General features: G+C 37.4%; 14 protein-coding genes. 6 read left to right on the top strand and 8 right to left on the bottom strand.

The genetic code is table 11. The annotated features are described in order from the left end of the window. Positions 1-113 precede the first annotated feature (113 nt). Positions 114-1571 (top strand): aminoacyl-histidine dipeptidase, encoded by a 1458-nt coding sequence (locus tag Q0794_RS09870; protein WP_298941550.1) that lies wholly within the window; start codon positions 114-116, stop codon positions 1569-1571. A gap of 1162 nt (positions 1572-2733) precedes the next feature. Here the strand turns inward: Q0794_RS09870 and Q0794_RS09865 are convergent. Continuing rightward, entirely contained in the window at positions 2734-3690 is a 957-nt protein-coding gene (locus Q0794_RS09865; protein WP_298941549.1) for a S49 family peptidase, read from the bottom strand. A 146-nt stretch (positions 3691-3836) separates the two neighbouring features. Here Q0794_RS09865 and Q0794_RS09860 point away from each other — a divergent pair, with 146 nt between their 5' ends. Continuing rightward, positions 3837-4754, top strand: a complete 918-nt coding sequence (locus Q0794_RS09860; RefSeq protein WP_298941548.1) for a hypothetical protein — start codon at positions 3837-3839, stop codon at positions 4752-4754. A 270-nt stretch (positions 4755-5024) separates the two neighbouring features. On the opposite strand, the gene Q0794_RS09855 is transcribed toward Q0794_RS09860, so the two are convergent. Then, positions 5025-5396, bottom strand: coding sequence for a hypothetical protein (locus tag Q0794_RS09855; protein ID WP_298941547.1), 372 nt, complete (start codon positions 5394-5396; stop codon positions 5025-5027). 201 nt (positions 5397-5597) lie between these two features. Between Q0794_RS09855 and Q0794_RS09850 the strand changes: the two genes are divergently transcribed. After that, a complete protein-coding gene (locus Q0794_RS09850; RefSeq protein ID WP_298941546.1) occupies positions 5598-6389 on the top strand; it encodes a class I SAM-dependent methyltransferase in 792 nt (263 codons plus the stop codon). Positions 6390-7244: 855 nt separating this feature from the next. Here Q0794_RS09850 and Q0794_RS09845 read toward each other — a convergent pair. The 3 genes from Q0794_RS09845 to Q0794_RS09835 all read right to left on the bottom strand — a co-directional run bounded on the left by Q0794_RS09845 (position 7245) and on the right by Q0794_RS09835 (position 10020). Continuing rightward, positions 7245-7541, bottom strand: coding sequence for a DUF1244 domain-containing protein (locus tag Q0794_RS09845; protein WP_298941545.1), 297 nt, complete (start codon positions 7539-7541; stop codon positions 7245-7247). A gap of 209 nt (positions 7542-7750) precedes the next feature. Continuing rightward, positions 7751-9247, bottom strand: coding sequence for an alanine/glycine:cation symporter family protein (locus Q0794_RS09840; protein WP_298941544.1), 1497 nt, complete (start codon positions 9245-9247; stop codon positions 7751-7753). A gap of 440 nt (positions 9248-9687) precedes the next feature. Then, the gene (locus Q0794_RS09835; RefSeq protein ID WP_298941543.1) at positions 9688-10020 is read right to left on the bottom strand and encodes a YajD family HNH nuclease; all 333 of its coding nucleotides are present in this window, start codon (positions 10018-10020) and stop codon (positions 9688-9690) included. 222 nt (positions 10021-10242) lie between these two features. Between Q0794_RS09835 and Q0794_RS09830 the strand changes: the two genes are divergently transcribed. Continuing rightward, positions 10243-10599: a VF530 family protein gene (locus Q0794_RS09830; protein WP_298941542.1), complete on the top strand. Its 357-nt coding sequence runs from the start codon at positions 10243-10245 to the stop codon at positions 10597-10599. A 75-nt stretch (positions 10600-10674) separates the two neighbouring features. After that, positions 10675-11040 carry a DUF3622 domain-containing protein gene (locus tag Q0794_RS09825; RefSeq protein ID WP_298941541.1) on the top strand — a complete coding sequence of 122 codons (366 nt, stop codon included), beginning with the start codon at positions 10675-10677 and terminating at the stop codon, positions 11038-11040. A gap of 1727 nt (positions 11041-12767) precedes the next feature. Here the strand turns inward: Q0794_RS09825 and Q0794_RS09820 are convergent. The 3 genes from Q0794_RS09820 to Q0794_RS09810 form a co-directional block, all read right to left on the bottom strand. After that, a complete protein-coding gene (locus tag Q0794_RS09820; protein WP_298941540.1) occupies positions 12768-14264 on the bottom strand; it encodes a carbon starvation protein A in 1497 nt (498 codons plus the stop codon). A 309-nt stretch (positions 14265-14573) separates the two neighbouring features. After that, positions 14574-15299 carry a two-component system response regulator BtsR gene (gene btsR / locus Q0794_RS09815; RefSeq protein WP_298941539.1) on the bottom strand — a complete coding sequence of 242 codons (726 nt, stop codon included), beginning with the start codon at positions 15297-15299 and terminating at the stop codon, positions 14574-14576. Next, positions 15299-16993 (bottom strand): sensor histidine kinase, encoded by a 1695-nt coding sequence (locus Q0794_RS09810; protein WP_298941538.1) that lies wholly within the window; start codon positions 16991-16993, stop codon positions 15299-15301. Before Q0794_RS09810 ends, btsR begins: the two co-directional genes overlap by 1 nt. Positions 16994-17323: 330 nt before the next feature. Between Q0794_RS09810 and Q0794_RS09805 the strand changes: the two genes are divergently transcribed. After that, positions 17324-19501 carry a putative Ig domain-containing protein gene (locus Q0794_RS09805; protein WP_298941537.1) on the top strand — a complete coding sequence of 726 codons (2178 nt, stop codon included), beginning with the start codon at positions 17324-17326 and terminating at the stop codon, positions 19499-19501. Positions 19502-20150 lie beyond the last annotated feature (649 nt).

Below are 20150 nucleotides of genomic sequence, written 5' to 3'. Positions count from 1 at the left end.
AACGTTAATTTTATAAATTGATCTAGATCAATTACATAATAACGTAAAACACTTGGAATTCAAACCAAGTAAAACTAAGGTTACTCTTATTTTTAGCGGCAAAAGGCCTATTTATGCAACAATTACAGTCACTTCAAGCAGCTCCTGTATGGTCATTCTTTGAAAAAATATGCGCAATCCCTCATCCTTCAAAGCATGAAGAGCAACTTACTCATTGGATTATTAATTGGGCAGCTGAAAAAAAATTAGCCTGCGTTAAGGATAAAATAGGTAACTTAATACTAACAAAATCAGCTTCCGTTGGTTTTGAAGATAGAACGCCGGTTATATTGCAATGTCACCTTGATATGGTGCCCCAAAAAAACAATGATAAAGTACATGACTTTTTGACTGATCCCATTACCCCTATTGTAGATGGAGAATGGTTACGAGCGGATAATACAACCCTAGGGGCAGATAATGGTATCGGCATGGCATCATGCTTAGCTATTTTAGATGATGACAATATTGAACATGGTCCATTAGAAGTGCTGATCACAACCGATGAGGAAACAGGCATGACAGGCGCATTTGCTTTAGAAGCGAATGCGTTACAAGGTAAGATTTTAATCAACACCGACTCAGAGCAAGAAGGTGAACTCTATGTAGGTTGTGCTGGCGGCGTTAATGTTAACGTACTGCTTCCTTTTGAAAAGATGGAATCTGACATTTCCGAAAATGCCTATGAAATTACTATTTCCGGCTTAAAAGGAGGTCACTCTGGCGTTGACATTAATTTAGGTCGTGCTAATGCAGTGAAAGAGTTAGCTTCAGTGTTAACTAACTTAGCTGGTACGCCCTTTTTAATATCGTCATTCTCTGGCGGTAGTTTACGTAATGCGATTCCACGCGAAGCAAAAGCCGTCATTGTATGTGATGAGCAATATTACAACAGCATTAAAACGGTCATCAGTACATTACAAGTGAGCCTTAAAGATAAATACAGAGCCAGTGAAAACAACTTTACTGTGAGCATCACCCCCTGCTCGTTACCAAATTCAGTATTAACACACACAAGCCATGACAATCTAATAAACGCGTTAGATAACTGTGTCAATGGCGTGTTTGCAATGGATGACAACTTTCCTAACGTAGTTGAAACTTCAAGTAATTTAGGGGTGATAACTCAACAGACTGGTGCGGTTAATCATTTTGCTATTCAAGTATTAGTACGTTCACAAGTTGATGCTGACAAACACGCAAGAGCAGATTTAATTGCCGCACACTTTAAGCAATTTAATGGACGAGTCGCTAAAGAAGGTAATTACCCAGGTTGGACGCCCAATACAAACTCAGCAATATACCAAATAATGGAAACACAATATGAAACGTTATTTGCTAAGAAGCCTAAAGCAATGGTTATTCATGCTGGTTTGGAATGTGGTTTATTCAGCGATAAATATCCGCACTGGGATATGATTTCATTCGGACCGACGATTAAATTCCCACACAGCCCTGATGAAAAAGTACACATTGCATCAGTTGATAATTATTGGGCTCTTTTGAAAGCGACGTTAAAAGCAGTTGAGTAAACGTGTAAAGGCTTTTTCTTTTAAAAAATAAATAACCACGAAGCGCTGCGCTACACGAAGGGGACGAAGGGGACGAAGAAAATCAAGTACAACCAAATAAGGCTGTTTAGACATAACGCTTTTTGCTTTTGACTTAACCTTCTCCACCCTTCGTGCCTTCGTGGTTAACCGCTTTTTATTTTAAAAATAAGAAACCACAAAGCGCTGCACTTCACGGGGACACGCAGAAAATCTTTAAAAATGAGAACCTATTTTTGAGCTTACCTTCTCCACCCTTCGTGCCTTCGTGGTTAACCGCTTTTTATTTTAAAAATAAGTAACCACAAATCGCTACACAAAGAGCGCGAAGAAAAGATAAGTGCGAGTGTAGTTTTAACGCTTTTGGCCTAACTTTATCCGCCCTTCATATCTTCGTGGTTAATCGCTTTTGATTTTAAAAAGCCAAGCAACCACGAAGCGCTGCGCTTCACGAAGGACACGAAGAAAAACCATCATTAATATTTTTTAAGCTTTTGACTTTAAAGATCTGAAGCAACCACGAAGTGCTGCGCGGCACAAAGGACATAAAGAAAAAATAAGTGCATGTGTAGTTTTAACGCTTTGGCCTAACCTTCTTTATCCTTCGTAGTTAAGAACTCTTCCGCTCGTTACACTCATCTGCTAGCTAATTCAATCAACACAACAATTTAAAAAACATTTAGTGATTGGAGACACACCACAAGTTAGTCGCGACAGCTATTAAGCAAAGCTTGATATTAGGGGCGCTGGCTTCAGCCTGCCAGTATGCGAGCCATCGCATACTACTATTAGCCATAATGAGTGAAGCGAATAAAATCGATTCACAACATCAAACATCTCAGTCAAAGTCAAAGTCAAAACAAGCAGGCTAAAGCCAGCGCCCCTTAAAAATGTCTCGTTTAATTAAAGTGATCACACGAAACGGCCTGAAAAAGGAATTGCAGGGCGATTCCGCTCGTGACACTCATCTGTCTGCCAATTTAATCAACACTGGCAGTTCAAAAAATGCTTCGTAATTGACTAACATGAACTATTTTCAGAAAAACTTATGTCATTCATCTTTGTTTAATCTACACAAACAAAAGCGCCTCTGATAACAGAGGCGCAATTATTTTAACTAGAGATCTGAAAAACAGTGAGCTGATTACCTCAGTTGCATTGCTGTATCTGAGCGATTCAATAAAGTTGCAACACCTTCACCAATTGATAAACCTAGGCTTTCCGTAAAGCTTTCTAATGGCGATGGTTTAATTGAATAATCAACAATCTCTTCAGCTTGAATAACGTCTCTTGCTACGAAACCAGGGCTACCTAGACCATCAATCAAACCAAGTTCTAAAGCTTGTTCACCATTCCAGATCAAACCGGAATAAAGATCTTTATTATCTTTCGACAAACGATCGCCACGCCCTTCTTCGACTACTTTAATAAACTGTTTATGCGTACTGTCTAATACACTTTGCCAGAACTCAGATTCCTCTGTTTTAGCAGGAGAGAATGGGTCTAAGAAAGCTTTGTGTTCACCTGATGTGTAATGACGACGCTCAACCCCGACCTTCTCCATTAAATCAACAAAACCAAAGCCAGATGCTGTCACGCCAATTGAGCCGACTAAACTCGATTTATCAGCATAAATCTCGTCTGCAGCAACCGCCATGTAATAACCGCCTGACGCGCCTAACTCTGCAATCACGGCATACAGTTTCTTATCAGGGTAAATACCACGTAAACGTTTAATTTCATCATTAACATAACCGGCTTGGACTGGACTACCGCCTGGACTGTTAATCACCATCATCACAGCTTTTGAATGTTCATCCTTAAAAGCTGCTCTTAACGAACTCACAATGCTATTGGCATTCGCTTCTTCATCTGCCGCAATCACCCCATTAACCACAACCATCGCGGTATGTTCTTCCTGGGTTGATGATTCTTGATCAAGCAATCCTGTATTCATGAATAAAAATAAAGCGACGAATAAGTAGGTAAAAGTTAATAATTTAAAGACGATGCCCCAACGACGTGTTTTTTTCTGTTCTCTAAAGGTTTCTTTCATGAAACCAGATAACCATTTTTCTTGATTATTTTCAGGCTCTTGCATAGGTACTTCTCAGTAATAGAATAGGTTGACCATTCAACCCGTAATTAATATTAATATCAAGTATAAATATTAGCTTTACGGTTGTAATAATATCGCTATCGTTCATACTTTCCTATTTACTCAGCGCGCCACAGGAACACAACCTTATGCTCATCAAAGCAATTATTTTCGTCTTATTCAGCCTTCTTTCATCTATCACTTGGGCAGATGTTGAAACAACAGAAGAATCAGTTGCGGCTTCCGTGCAAGAGCAGACTCAGGCAGCAGTAAACAAAAAAACAAACAACGTTGAAACGGCGAGTTTTGCAGAAAAACCGTTAATTGAACGCTATATTCTTGATGAATTAAAAGCGACCCGTCATGATTTGCAAGATTTAGAGCGACGATTAACCATTGAAATTACTGATAGAGAATTAGACGTTGCTGAAAAATCACTAAGTTATGCAGAACAAACCGTTAACTTTTTCTTCTATGTGATTGCCGGTGTTGCCTCATTAGTCGCTTTATTTGGTTGGAAATCACTTCATGAAATTCGAGTTAACACCACCAAGAAAGCTAACTCACAAATTAAAATGATCGCTCAATCTTATGAAGAGAAATTCCAAGTATTAGAAAAAGATTTACGCCGTAAAACATTACGTATTGCCGATAACCATATTGAAATTGAAAAAATCAATGAAATTCATAACCTGTGGTTGCGTGCTCAAAAAGGCCAAACTCCAGAGCAAAAAATGTCAGCTTACGATGCAATTCTAAAAATTCGTCCTGGCGACTTAGAAGCATTAACTTCGAAAGCAGATGCCGCAATGGAAATGAAAGAGTTCCACTGGGCACTCAGTATTTGTAATCGTGTACTAGACATGGATGACACTAACCAAGATGCATTCTACCAACGTGCCTGTGCATACGCTTGTTTAGGTGTCGAAGACCAAGCGATCAGTGACTTAGAAAAAGCCATTGAAGGCCGTTCTTCGCTAAGAGAATTAGCCGCAGATGAAGATGACTTCGAGAACCTACGTGGTAACGATGCATTTGATACCCTGTTAACCTGTACAGATAGCTAATTTGTACTAATAGTTAAGCGATATACAAAGCGAGTCTTTAAATAAAAAGTATCTTGAGAATAAGAGTTTAGAGCAGCACTAAGCTCTTATTTTTAATGCCCAACAAATTCTATCTTTAATATCTTTAATATCTTTAATATCTTTAATATCTTTAATATCTTTAATATCTTTAATATCTTTAATACCAGTAAAAGCTACCGTCGATATAGTCAGGCATTCAGTTAGCCGTTATAAAAATGACAACTATTCTCTAATCTGACTAACAATCAACTACTCTAAATCAATTGCTCTAATGGCTTCTTTTAACGCATCTACTTCTGCGGATAACGCTGCTTTTTTAGCTTGTGATTGTTGAGCTTGTAAACGACTTTCAATACCATTCAACTTTTGTACTAACCACCCTCTTATCATTAAATAATATCGGCTATCTGTACCGAATTTAACGATAGTTTGTAATGCATTTTTATCTGTTGGGGAGTTTATTGCGACATCTAAATGTTGAACCATCTGACCTATAACTTGTTGTTCCAATTTATTATTGTCTATTTTACTGTCAGTATCCAAGGTTAAAACCAGTAACGTAATGATACTCAAAATACTGGCAACAATGCCTGCAACAATACTCGTCGTAACTAATTTCATGATTTAACCTCTTTTAAATACTTATTTGAAAATATTATTGACCAATTTAAGCTCTTATTCTAATTGGGTTCGACAATCAAAAATGACTTTTTACTTAGTAAAAATGAAAGAAAAGTGAAAGGAAAATTAAAGAAAACATTCAACCTTCTATTTGTTATACTCCGCGCGATTTTTAGTATAGCTTTTTGAACAGGATAAAAGATGATCATTAAAAAAGAATGGCGAGTATTAACTGTAGGGGATGGGGATTTATCATTTTCAGCATCACTATTAACTCACCACCAGCCAGCGAAGTTAACAGCAACAGTACTTGATACTAGCGATGTTTTATTGGCTAAATATGCTCATAATGACTATCAAACTTTATTACAACAAAACTGCCCTGTTTTGTGTGAATTTGATGTGACAGATCCAGATTCTTGGTCACAATTAGAAAAGCACAGCTTCGATGTGGTTATTTTTCAATTTCCCCTTATTCCTGCTTTTAAATCACAGGCAGAGTTTCAGGAGAAGTGTAAAGAAGTGCATATCAATACGTTAAACCGTCAATTATTACGTTACTTTTTAATCCATTCTTTTAAGCATTTTTTAGATCCTAATGGCGCTCGTTTATGTTACATCACCTCTAAAGATGTAAAGCCTTATAAAGAGTGGAATATTGAAAATGCGTTGCACAGAAATACAGACATTAACTACTTAGGTTGGCATGATTTTAATATTAACGCGTTCCCTGGTTATAAGGTGCGTAATGTAGACCGCGATAAGCATGTTAAAGACACCAAAGGTATCACTTATGTATGGAGTGATATTAAACAGCATGAAATCAAAGCACAATTAAGTGACGCGTTATATCAGAGTGAAGAGTACTGCCAGTTATGTGCAACGGGCCCTTATAACAACAGGCAAGATAAGCTTAAACATAATGAAACGAGAAAGCATCTCAACATGCTGAATTATGAAGCGTTATGGCAGTTGATATTAGATAAAGAATAAACAAACGACTCATTAATAGTAAACCCACCAAAGAGCGAGTCGTTGTAGCTATCAGACGGAGTCTAATTTTAAGGGGCGCTGGCTTCAGCCTGCCAGTATGCGAGCCACCGGATACAACGATTGGATTCAATAATCAAAGCGAACGAACAACACAATCAAAGCAAGCGGTAGTTATTAGACGGAGTCTGATTTAAGGGGCGCTGGCTTCAGCCTGCCAGTATGCGGGCCATCGCATACAACGATTGTACGCAATGAGTAAAGCGAATAACACAATCAAAGCAAGCGGTAGTTATTAGACAGAGTCTAATTTAAGGGGCGCTGGCTTCAGCCTGCCAGTATGCGAGCCATCGCATACAACGATTGTACGCAATGAGTAAAGCGAACGAGCAGCCATTATTTAATAATTAACAACACAATCAAAATTAAAAAAGCAGGCTAAAGCCAGCGCCCCTTAAAAGATGTATCGCTTAATTGTATTGATTTTACTAAACTTTTAAAAAGGAATCGCAGAACTCTTCCGCTCGTGACACTAGCCTATCGGCACACCATCAAAAACATGTTTTGTATTTGACTTTAAAAACTCAATCAACCACGAAGCGCTACACGAAGAGCACGAAGGAAAACCAATACAAACCTTAAATAAAGCTTTTGACCTTAATTTCTCCACCCTTCGTGGTTAATCAACTTTACTTTAAAACTCATGCAACCACGAAGCGCTGCGCTACACGAAGGACACGAAGAAAACCTTTAAAAGTGAATGCCAGCTTTTGACCTTAACTTATCTACCCTTCATACCTTCGTGATTAATTAGCTTTTGACTTTAAAGTATTCACTAAACCAACCATGACTAGTAAATTACTTTTTAGGGTTTAACGCTTCAAACTTAGCCATCTGCTCAGGGGTTGCTGGCAATTGGTGATTAGCTTTCCATTCGCTATACGGCATACCATAGATATGTTCACGCGCTTGGTCATCAGTCATTTCGATATCACGTTCTTTCGCTGCTGCTAACATCCATTTTGATAAACAATTACGGCAAAAGTTAGCGGTATTCATCAACTCGATATTTTGTACATCTTTACGGCTGTCTAAATGTTTTAACAAACGACGAAATGCTGCGGCTTCTAGTTCAACTTGTTGTGTGTTATCCATTATTTATATCCTATTTTTTAGTTTACGTGGTTATTGACCCACCACTTTCATATATGCGGACCAATATACTCTTTATTACAGTCGCTATAAAATAAAAAACGCCATTTAGCGATGAAACTAAATGACGTTTTTATTGATGCTTTCTATTACCGTTAACTTAATTAAGTTTATGTCATTATTATTACAATCCAAAGCTAACTAATAGGAAACTATTTATCTTTATTATTGCTTTCTATTTTATCTTCCCAGAATTTAGCATCTTTGATACCTAGTTTAAGCGGATCAAATGTGTACTCTTCTGGTTGTGATTTACGTTGTAGTTCGTAATCTTTTAACGCTTTGATGGCAGGTTTACCCATAAAGAAAATAAGTAATAAACCAACAATATTCAACCAAGCCATTAGCCCAACGCCAACATCACCTAAGCCCCATGCTAAATTAGCTGTTTTAATCGTTCCATAAAAAGCAGCTGCAATAAGCACAACTTTTAGAATGAACGTAAAATCAGGTAGTTTTAACGTACGACGTAAATAAGCGACATTTGTTTCAGCAATATAGTAATACGCTAAAATGGTCGTGAAAGAGAAGAAGAACAATGCCAATGCAATGAATGGTTTACCGATACCCGGTAAGACCCTCTCAACGGCTAATTGCGTAAATGCGGGACCATTGGCCGCCATTTCAGCTGCCACATTTTGCACTAAGAAAGTGTCACCTAATCCATGTACGTTGTAAGCACCTGTAATTAAAATAACAAAAGCAGTCGCAGAACAAACTAATAATGTATCAATGTATACAGAGAACGCTTGCACTAAACCTTGTTGTGCAGGGTGTTCAACTTCAGCGGCAGCAGCAGCGTGAGGGCCTGTACCTTGACCTGCTTCATTAGAGTAAACACCACGTTTAACACCCCAACCAATTGCAGCACCGATACCCGCCATTGGGCTAAATGCATCACCAACAATCATCATAAAGACAGAAGGCAGTTCTGAAATATTTAATGCAATAATCACAAATACAACGAGTACATAAGCAAGCGCCATAAACGGCACAACAACTTGCGTAAAGTTTGCGATACGTTTAACACCACCAAAAATAATAAAACCAAGCATGACAACAATCAACATAGCGGTCATGATTTTGGCTTCACTCACAACACCAATACCCGTTTCAATTAAAGACCCTGTCCCAAACGCTAATTCGATACCGTTACCAATACTGTTAGATTGAATACCTGGTAATAAAAGACCACAAGCACCAATAGTCGCGATAGCAAAAATGACTGCATACCAGCGTTGACCAGTAACTTTTTCAAGGTAATAAGCGGGACCACCACGATATTGTCCTTGGTCTACTTCTTTGTATATTTGCGCTAATGTTGATTCAATATAAGCCGTTGCCGCACCTAAAAAGGCAACAACCCACATCCAAAATACAGCACCAGGTCCACCGAAGCCAATCGCAGCAGCAACGCCGGCAATATTACCCGTTCCTACACGGCCAGATAATGAAACAGATAGCGCCTGAAATGATGAGATACCGTGTTTAGAGGTTTTGCCAGATAATAATAATGTGTACATTTCTTTGAATAAACGTACCTGTACAAATTTTGTTTGAATTGAGTAAAATAAACCAGCAGCTAAACATAAATAAATCAGTGCTGGGCTCCATATAATGCCGTTCAAAAAATCAACAATTTCTTGCATAAAACTTTTCCTTAAATTAAATAAACTTTGTGAGATAAATACAACTTCTATCGACTGCCCTGTTTCGTGCGTTAACCTAGCACTGCGAAAAAAAAAGTAAATAATTAAATTATTTTCATAAAGGATTAATTCTAAATTTTAGATGCAAATAACTAATTGTTCACATTCAAATTAATGAAGAAATTAAAAGTGTTTAAAATTCAAACAAAAAAATATTAAGGAGTATTTAAGAATTTAAGGAAATTTAAGGAAATTTAAGGAAATTTAAAATAGCCATATTATATGACTATTTTGATTTTATTGGAGTGAAGTAATACGAATTTTACTATTTTCTAGTGTGAAGTTAAAAGCAACGTAGCGATAGATTGTATGTTGCTTTTACGATGACAGTGTTGATTGAATTCAAGCATTGATTAAAATGAGTTGATTGAAATAATGAACTATTTATTCATTTTAGACAGTAGATCTGCAAATGGGTTATAAGTCGCAGTCGCTACGTTCTCATCTCCCGCTTCAACATGGCTACCGTACAAATCGGCTTGCGTATATTTGTCATGCTCATGGTCATGGCAATAAATACATAATAATTCCCAGTTACTGCCATCAGAAGGATTATTACTATGGTCATGATCCATGTGATGTACCGTTAGCTCTTTGAGGTTTGAATAAACAAACTCACGAGTACATTTCCCACAAACCCAGGGAAACAACTTTAATGCTTTATCACGATAATCGTGTTCTAAACTTTTATAATTAGTTGGAATATAAGCCATCACTACCTCTATGTATCAGTTTCAAGTACATGATATGTTTTCAATCACCATAAGTGAACACATTCAGTTTAAAATAGCGCATTAAAACGATGAAAATGTCATCATAGTTCCATTTAAGTAAGCATTAATTTTAGGTTGCTGTAAGCTTGCACTGTAAATAATGCATTAGTAACCGCATTTATAACGACACGAACTAACACGCTCTAAATAAGACACATAAACATGCAAACAAATGACCCTTTATACGGCATCAAACTGGCACAAATACTAACCGAACTTCAAACGAAACACTCATGGAAAGAGATGGGTGATAAGTTAGGTATTAAATGCTTTCTAAATAATCCAACACAAAAATCGTGTTTGAAATTTTTACGTCAAACACCTTGGGCAAGAAGCCGTGTTGAGATTTTATATTTAAAGACTTTTTGTAGTAAACATCCTGAAACAACCAAGCTAATACGCAGCATATTGGCAACACAGGATAATACGCAAACAGCACCCATTGAGAAAAAGCCTAAAAAACCTTCTGTTATTAAAAGTAATGATGGATTTGAATGGGCTAAAATCAACAACAAATAAAGCTATCAATAAACCAGTTAATCTGTGTTACTATCGCGCGCCTAAAATAAACAACGTCTAAACTAGGAATAGCTCATGACTCAACAAAAAAAGTTCGATTACCAAATCAAACAGGACGCTAATACCTGGAGTGCAGAAATCACCCGTCGTGTTAGTGCTCGTAGAAGCAGTGTTTCAAAAAAACAAGATGGTTTTGCCACTGAAGCGTTAGCCATTGAATGGGCTACAGCTGAATTAGCAGGATTTTTAGAGAAACAAAAACAAGCAAATGCACGTAAATCAGAACGCCGTACTGAACGTAACGCATTAGCTGAAAAAGCAGCAGCAGCAAAAGAAGCATCAAATGCAGCCTTTTTAGCTAAAAGAGCAGAGTCTCGCGCACTAGCGTTAGAAGCAGCTGAAAGCGATGAAGATGATGACTTCGATTACGACGAAGAATAATACTGATTCCTGTTGCTTCTTTTCATAGAAGCAGCAATATAAAAAAGGCTAACCTGTGCAAACAGCTTAGCCTTTTTTGTTGGAAAAAATTTAAGTAACCACTCGATCCTATACAAAGAAAAACGACATGATTAAAATAATGTTTTTGATTTAACCTTCTCATGCCCTCATGCTTAATCGGCCTTTGATTTTAAAAACATAAATCACCACGAAGCGCTGCGCTTCACGAAGGACACGAAGAAAATCCTTTAAAAGTGAATATCTGCTTTTGACCTTAACTTCTCTACCCTTCGTGCCTTCGTGGTTAAACGGCTTTTAATTTTAAAGATCTTAAGCAACCACGAAGCGCTGGGCTGAATGAAGATAATATTTAAAAATGAGTTTCTGTTTTATATTTAAAAAACACAAGCAGGCTAAAGCATGCGCCCCAAAGTCAAAATCCACCCTTAGTGGTTAAACGGCTTTTGACTTTAAAGATCTTAAACGACCACGAAGCGCTGCGCTTCACGAAGGACACGAAGAAAACCTTTAAAAGTGAATGCCTGTGATTTTGACCTTAACTTCTCCAACCTTCGTGCCTTGGTGGTTAAACTGCTTTTGATTTTAAAGATCTTAAGCAACCACGAAGCGCTGGGCTGAATGAAGATAATATTTAAAAATGAGTTTCTGTTTTTTATTTAAAAAACACAAGCAGGCTAAAGCATGCGCCCCAAAGTCAAAATCCACCCTTAGTGGTTAAACGGCTTTTGACTTTAAAGATCTTAAACGACCACGAAGCGCTGCGCTTCACGAAGGACACGAAGAAAATCCTTTAAAAGTGAATGCCTGTGATTTTGACTTTAACTTCTCCACCCTTCGTGCCTTCGTGGTTAAACGACTTTTGATTTTAAAGATCTTAAGCAACCACGAAGCGCTGGGCTGAATGAAGATAATATTTAAAAATGAGTTTCTGTTTTTTATTTAAAAAACACAAGCAGGCTAAAGCATGCGCCCCAAAGTCAAAATCCACCCTTAGTGGTTAAACGGCTTTTGACTTTAAAGATCTTAAACGACCACGAAGCGCTGCGCTACATCAAGAGCACAAAGAAAACCTTTAAAAGTGAATGTCTGCTTTTGACCTTAACTTCTCTACCCTTCGTGCCTTCGTGCCTTCGTGGTTAAACTGTTTTTGGTTTTAAAGAACTTAATCAACCATGAAGCGCTGCATTACACTAAGAGCACAAAGAAAACCTTTAAAAGTGAATACTTGTGATTTTGACCTTAACTTCTCAATCCTTCGTGGTTAATATGCTTTTGACTTTAAAAACACAGGTAACTACAAAACGCTGTGCTACATCAAGAGCACAAAGAAAACCTTTAAAGATGAGTATTTGTTTTGACCTTAACTTCTCCACCCTTCGTGCCTTCGTGGTTAAACTGCTTTTGATTTTAAAGATCTTAAGCAATCACGAAGCGCTGCGCTACATCAAGAGCACAAAGAAAACCTTTAAAAGTGAATACTTGTGATTTTGACCTTAACTTCTTCACCTTTTGTGCCTTCGTGGTTAATTAGCTTTGACTTTAAAGATCTTAAGCAACTACAAAACGCTGTGCTTCACGAAGGACACGAAGAAAACCTTTAAAAGTGATTGTCTGCTTTTAATTTAAAAAACACAGCCGACCACAATTTTCAGGCACAAAAAAGCCCGTCTAAAAGACAGGCTTAGCACATAAATAAGACAGTAGTATTAACTCTCTTGTGCTACAACTTCAACACCATCATCATCAATGGCTTTACCATGTTCATTTACAAATAGGTCACGTTTAGATTTAGTTAATACATAAACCGTAATCGCTACTGTTGCTAAAATACCGATAATCGTTGACGTTTGCATCGCTAGACCAAACCCTAATGATGAATTATTTAGAATAAACGTAATAACAACAGCCGTCATAAACATCGCTGGCACTGTCGCAATCCAATGGAATTTATTATGACGTGCTAAGTAAGCAGTTGCTGTCCATAACATCATTACCGCAGTCGTTTGGTTAGCAAAACCAAAGTAGCGCCAGATAATGCCGAAATCAACCTGCGTTAAAATCCCGCCTAGAATGAATAATGGTAGCGCCATCAATAAACGGTTACGCATTGTTTTTTGATTCATATTAAAGTATTCAGCAAGAATCAAACGGCTTGAACGGAAAGCAGTATCGCCAGATGTGATAGGAAGAATAACCACCCCTAAGAAAGCTAAAATACCACCGAACACACCTAACAAACCAAATGATGCATCATATACCACTGCGCCAGGTCCACCCGTTGCAACGACTTCAGATAACGCTTCAACCGAACCAAAGAATGATAACGCTAATGCACACCAGATAAGTGCAATCGCACCTTCACCAATCATTGCGCCGTAAAACACAAAACGACCATTACCTTCATTTTCAATACAACGCGCCATTAGAGGAGATTGTGTTGCATGGAAACCAGAGATAGCACCACATGCAATCGTAATAAATAGTGCAGGCCATAATGGTAGATCATTTGGGTTCATATTAACGAACATTTGACTTAATTCGTAATCACCTAATAGCGTATGCTCACTAGACACAACCACTGCTGCAATTAAACCAACAGACATAAAGATTAATAACGCACCAAAGAATGGATAGAAACGACCAATAATTTTATCAACTGGTACAATCGTCGCGACAACATAATAAGCGAAGATAATAGCAACCATCGACATTAACGATACGTTCATATCTGTTTGTTCGTTAACTAGGTTAGTAATCATACCCGCTGGAGCAGATACAAATACAACGCCAACTAATAGCAATAAGACTAACGCGAAGATATTCATGAAATGCTTGGCGTTATTACCTAGATATTTACCGGTAATAGCAGGCACAGATGCGCCGCCGTTTCGTACTGATAACATGCCAGAGAAATAATCGTGTACGCCACCAGCAAAGATACAACCGAATACAATCCATAACATAGCAGCAGGACCATATAGGGCTCCCATAATAGGACCAAAGATTGGACCAACACCAGCAATATTGAGTAATTGTACGAGGTAAACTTTAGGGGTCGACATGGCAACGTAATCGACGCCATCTCCTTTTTCATAAGCGGGCGTTTGACGTTGCTTCTTAATGCCAAACACTTTCTCAACAAATGAGCCGTAAATATAATAACCACCGAGTAACAATGCTAAACAAAATAGAAACCAAAGCATGGCGAAGTCCTTTTAAATGAGTAAATTTGATGGTGGCACTATAATCTTTCAAATCAAAATAGCAGTGAGTGATTACGTGAGTGGTCAAATACACATTTAAACGGTTGTTATTAATGTTAAGCGGTTTTAACAGTTTGTTAAAATGGTTATAACTTTTTAAAACCGCCCTTTTCTATTTAACTTTTCATTAGTTTTAGGCGGTTTTTGTGACGGCTGAACAAGTAGCGTTAGCAATTTTATTTTTCTAAAAACAGTGTTGAGCAGATTCAAAAAATACTGTTTATCAAAGCAACTTCAAAACAGATTACTTTACAATAAACCAAAACGGTCTTTAATCACTTTCAGATAACGGCGACTAACAGGTGCGTGATGGTTTGATTTCGTCACAATATCAGCAGAACCGTTATCTAATAACTTGATCTCTCGAATACAGGTTGGGTTAATTAAATATTGACGATGACAACGGATTAGATCGGTTTTTTCCTCTAATACTTTCAGTGACAAACTCGCCGTAAACTTGTCATTATCGGTTAATAGATGCACACCTGTTTGTTCAGACATAGCAATTTCAATCTCGTCAGGCGTTAATAACAAAATTCGATTAAAGCCAGAACACGGAATTAATTCTAACTTTTGGCTAATAATAGGCGAGTAATTAGGTTTTTCTAATTTTTCTTCATTAATCAAATTGATACGTTGTAATGTTTTATGTAAACGCGCGCTTTCGACTGGCTTTAACAAATAATCAAAGGCATTATCTTCAAAGGCTTTGACGGCATACTCATCATAAGCGGTCACAAAAACTACTTTAGGCATGTTCACAGGATCTAACATACTCAGCAGTTCTAGCCCTGTTATTTGCGGCATATGAATATCTAAAAAGATAACATCAGGCTTTAAACTGTTAATCGCCTTTAACCCTTCAATGGCATTGCTACATTGTGCAATCACTTCAACTTGTTGGCTTTCAATTAACAGTTCATTAAGTTCTTCACGTGCGTATAGCTCATCGTCAATAATAATTGCTTTTAACATTATGCTTCCTGTTTACTATAGAAAGGTAAAGTAATGGTCGCTTTACAATATTGATTGGTTTCACAGGTCATGACCAAACCAAATTGATCCCCATATTGATTTTTAATCCGTTTATCAACAATCTGCAAACCTAACCCTTTACTGCTACTGGGCTCACGATAATTACCTGCATTATCAATCACCTCTAATACCACTAACGTTTCTTTACCTTGTTCTAAAAAATAGCCTTTAATCGTTAACTTCCCCTGACCAATTAATGTGGAAGTACCATGTTTAATGGCATTCTCTATCAGCGGTTGTAATGTAAAAGTGGGAATGTTCAGAGAAAGCAAACGTTCATCTATTTCTTCCTTCACCGTTAAACGGTCGGCAAAACGAGCTAATTCAATCTCAAGGTAAGAATGCACATGTTCCAATTCTTCTTTCACCGTAACATGTTCAATATTCTGCTTTAGATTACTTCTAAAAAAGCGCGATAAATGTTGGATTAATTCACGTGCTTTTTTTGGATCTTTACGTGTTACCGCACTAATCGTATTCAGTGTATTAAATAAAAAGTGAGGGTTAACTTGTGCTTGCAATAAACGGATCTCAGATTGATTAATGAGGTTCTTCTGTTGAATGTATCGCCCCAATAAAATTTGATTAGAAATCAGCTTCGCTAACCCTTCCCCTAAACTACGGTTCAACGTAGAAAATAGCTTTTGCTTAGGCTCATATAATTTAACCGTTCCAAATACCCGACCATCGGCTTCTAATAAAGGAATAACCAATACTGAACCAAGTTTACAACCATTATTCAACGAGCATTGATAATTAGTTGAATAACCATCAACATACATTATTTCGCCCTGTTCAATCGCTTTCAATGTGTAAGCAGATGAAATGACTGTACCGCATAAATGATGATCTTCACCAACGCCTACAAAAGCTAATATTTTCTCTTTATCCGTAATTGAGACCGCGCCAACGGCAGTTTCTTGATAAATAATATCAGCAATATTTTGACAGCTTTTAGCATTAAAACCATGTTTAAATACTCCTACAGCACGTTGCGCAATACGTAAAGCCGTCGTTGAAAAGGCGTTATAGTTTTTTTCAAAAATAGCTTTTTTATCTTGGATAATACTCATGAACAAAGCAGCGCCCAGAGAGTTAGCAATAATCATAGGTAATGCAATGGATTGCACTAATAGCCACGCCTGATCAAAAGGTTTAGCGACAGCAAGGATGATCAACATTTGTACTATTTCAGCAAACAAGGTAATCCCTAGGGCGATCATCGGTCTAAAGATTTGCTCAATGCGTCCTTTACGAAGGTAATAAAGGTGAAGCAGTCCACCAATCAACCCTTCAGTGGTAGTTGAAATCATACAAGCAACATCAGTAAATCCGCCCATTGAATAACGGTGTATTCCACCGGTTAAACCAACGGCTAACCCCACTAAAGGCCCACCAAGTAACCCGCCCATTACAGCACCTATTGCACGAGTATTGGCTAATGCATTTTCAATGGAAAGACTGAAATAAGTGCCTAAAATGCAAAAAGAGCTAAACAATAAATAACAAGCGATACGGTGAGAGTTACGTCCGGAAATAAAAATAAGTGGCATAAACAGTGGTGTTTTACTTAATAAATAAGTAATCACTAAATACACACTAAGTTGCTGTAACAACAATAAAGTAACTTCCACAACAACTCCTAATAAGCAAAAAGCCAATATTGGCAGAAAGTACTGTTATACAGTATTTTTTGTCGTGGTTAAGTGAAAACAGCAATTCACTTAACCTTTTAATATGCTAACAGACAATATTTAACAAATAATTTCCTCCGACAGTACTCGCTATTAACAATACATCATTAATCTCGAACAAAAATTGCTCAATAAAAAATAAATACCCACTTATAAGTAGTTTAGATTGCTTTTTATAATTAAATAGTCAAAATAAAACTCACCACAAAAATGCTCATTAAGAAGTATAAAGTTCACTTTCATATAAAAACAAACTCGAAGGAACGGTTCATGATTAATAAAAAAACGTGTTTAGCAGCATCTATTGCACTTGCATTAACAGCTTGTGGAGGATCTGGTGGTAGCGATAGCGGTTCTGACTCTACTATTACTGCAATCGATGGTTATTTAGCGAATGCTGAATTATGGGTTGATACAAATGATAATTTAACACTGGATAGTGGCGATACTGTACTACCAGAAAAGAGTGATGAGAAGGGTCAATTTACATTACCGGCAGACCAACAAGGCCATGCAGTTTTTATTAAAGCAATTGCAGGCGAAACGATTGATAGTGTTCGTGGTGTCGTCTCTACTGACTTCGAACTTTCAGCGCCTGCAGGCTCAACCGTTGCTAACCCAATGACTAATATGGTCGTTCAACAATTAGAAGCAGACTCAACTCGAACACTAACACAAGCAGACGCTGAAGATGCCGTCATTAAATTAATTCAAGATTCAGGTTTAACCGCTTCTAGAGAACTTATCTTTGGTGATTACTTGGCAGATACTTCAGATCAACAAGCACAAGCACTTAATATCATTGGTGAAATCTTGGTTGATAATGCAGGGTTATCGAATGCAGGGTTATCGATTGAATCTCAATTACAAATAACAAGTGAAGTAGCTATTGAAGTACAAAAGGTTGTTGAAGTTCAAGGAAGTTTAACTAACTTCTATCCAACGGTAACGATGAATAATGGCGAAGTAGAAGTTGCAGTAAATTCTCGTCCAGAAGTAGCAGGAACTATCGAAACGCAAACTTTAGAGTATCAAGATACATTAACAGAAATAGATGTAACTGAGCTTTTCTCCGACGCAGATCAAGATTCGCTGACCTACCAATTAGTTTTAAAAGGCAGTGAACAATTAAACGGTTTAACAATCATTCCATCTACAGGCATCATCTCTGGTACACCAACCGTAGCAGGCACATTTGAATATCAAGCGTTTGCTTATGACGGTAAAGCACGTTCTTACCCAATTAACTTCACTGTTATAGTTGAAACAGAAAATGCCGCACCAACTTTTAATGAAGAGATAGCGACTCTACTTCAAACAGAAGTATCAACTTGGGTGTTAACCGTAGGTGAAGCTGTTGATTACGAATTAGATATTTCAGCACTATTCACTGATGCCGAATCTGATGTATTAACATATACATTCAACACCAACCTATCATCAGGTGGGAACAGTGGTCTATCTTTCAGTGAACAAAATGGCACACTCACTTTTAGCGGCACACCAAGTAATGCAAAAGAAGCACAAACAAGTACTCTCTTCATTTATGCCGAAGATAGTGTTAATGATAAAACTGAAGTTTCATTCACATTACCTGAAATCACCGAGTCAACAACCCCTTCACAAACCCTCAATACATTAGAAGGTAATAAGTGGTACTTCACTGAGCATGGATCTTTTAATGATAACCCAGCTCAACAAGTCTGGTGTGACACGTTCGAATTTACAGATGGAATAATCTATAGAAGTGTGCGTACGTCAGCAAACTTAACAACGTGTCCTAACAATGCAAGCACTGAAGTAGGAAGTTACACGATTGGTGATAACCTCAATATACTTAATGCCTCTTTATCATTTACAGAAGGTAATGAAACGATAACAGAGAACCGAACTTATACTGTTCAAGCGACTGATGACAATATTGAAAATGCTATTTTAGTCCTTTCAAAACCAACAGATTCAAACGAAGATGGTGGGCTTTATACCTACTTTTCAACGGCAGCTGCTGCTGAAAGTAGAATTAATATAAAATCTGACGATGGCGCAGCAATAAGAGATGTTGAAGTTTACTTACCAAGTGAGGAGACCCTAAATTGGAAAAAAGGCTTAATCTCTGTTAGCTTACTTGAGAATAATAATTCTCAGGATAGCGGTATATTTGACGCTAACATTACCTTTAACCTTGGTGACGAAGGTGTTACTTGTGATCAACTACAAGAATCATTTAGTGACTTTACAATAACAAGTAATGATGGAACCATAAACTCAGATTTTGATTGTTATGAAGATTCAGATGAAGGCTCTGCAAATATTGACCTAGACATCTTCGAGGAATTAACTGAAGACACTGTATATAGTATTATCGGTTATACAAATTCTGGTGAAAATGAATACATTGAAAAGGTAAAATTCAATATTGAATGGACAGGTACTGGTAATAACGAATAAATAGCTCTCATGGCTTGAATTCAATAAGTTAAAATCAATAGGCCGATTTACTTCAAGTATTTCGGCCTATTTTTTTGCCATTAACCCGTAACAGAACAATCTCAGAACCACTATAATCACAGCAAATAGCCCTCAAAATCACACACACCTAATCTTCTTCACGCTTTGTGCTTTCCTGATAAATAAGCTTTTGACTTTAAACATCTCAAGCAACCACGAAGCGCTGCGCTACACGAAGGACACGAAGAAGACCTTTAAAAGTGAATATCTGCTTTTGACCTTAACTTCTCCACCCTTCGTGCCTTCGTGGTAAATAAGCTTTTGACTTTAAAGATCTTAAACGACCACTAAGTGTTGCACTACATGATGAGCACAAAGAATACTTTTAAAGTGAATATCTGCTTTTGATCTTACCTTCTTTACCCTTCGTGCCTTCGTGGTTAATCGGCTTTTGACTTTAAAGATCTTAAACGACCACGAAGCACTGGGCTACATGATGAGCACAAAGAAGACTTTTAAAGTGAATACCTGATTTTGACCTTAACTTCTCCACCCTTCGTGGTTAAACGGCTTTTGACTTTAAAGACCTTAAACAACCACGAAGCGCTGCGCTTCACGAAGGACACGAAGAAAACCTTTAAAAATAAGT

This window comes from uncultured Psychromonas sp., from assembly GCF_947489755.1.
GTDB lineage: Bacteria > Pseudomonadota > Gammaproteobacteria > Enterobacterales > Psychromonadaceae > Psychromonas.
Note: the sequence above shows the minus strand (reverse complement) of the source record. Positions and strands in the feature narration are given on the sequence as shown.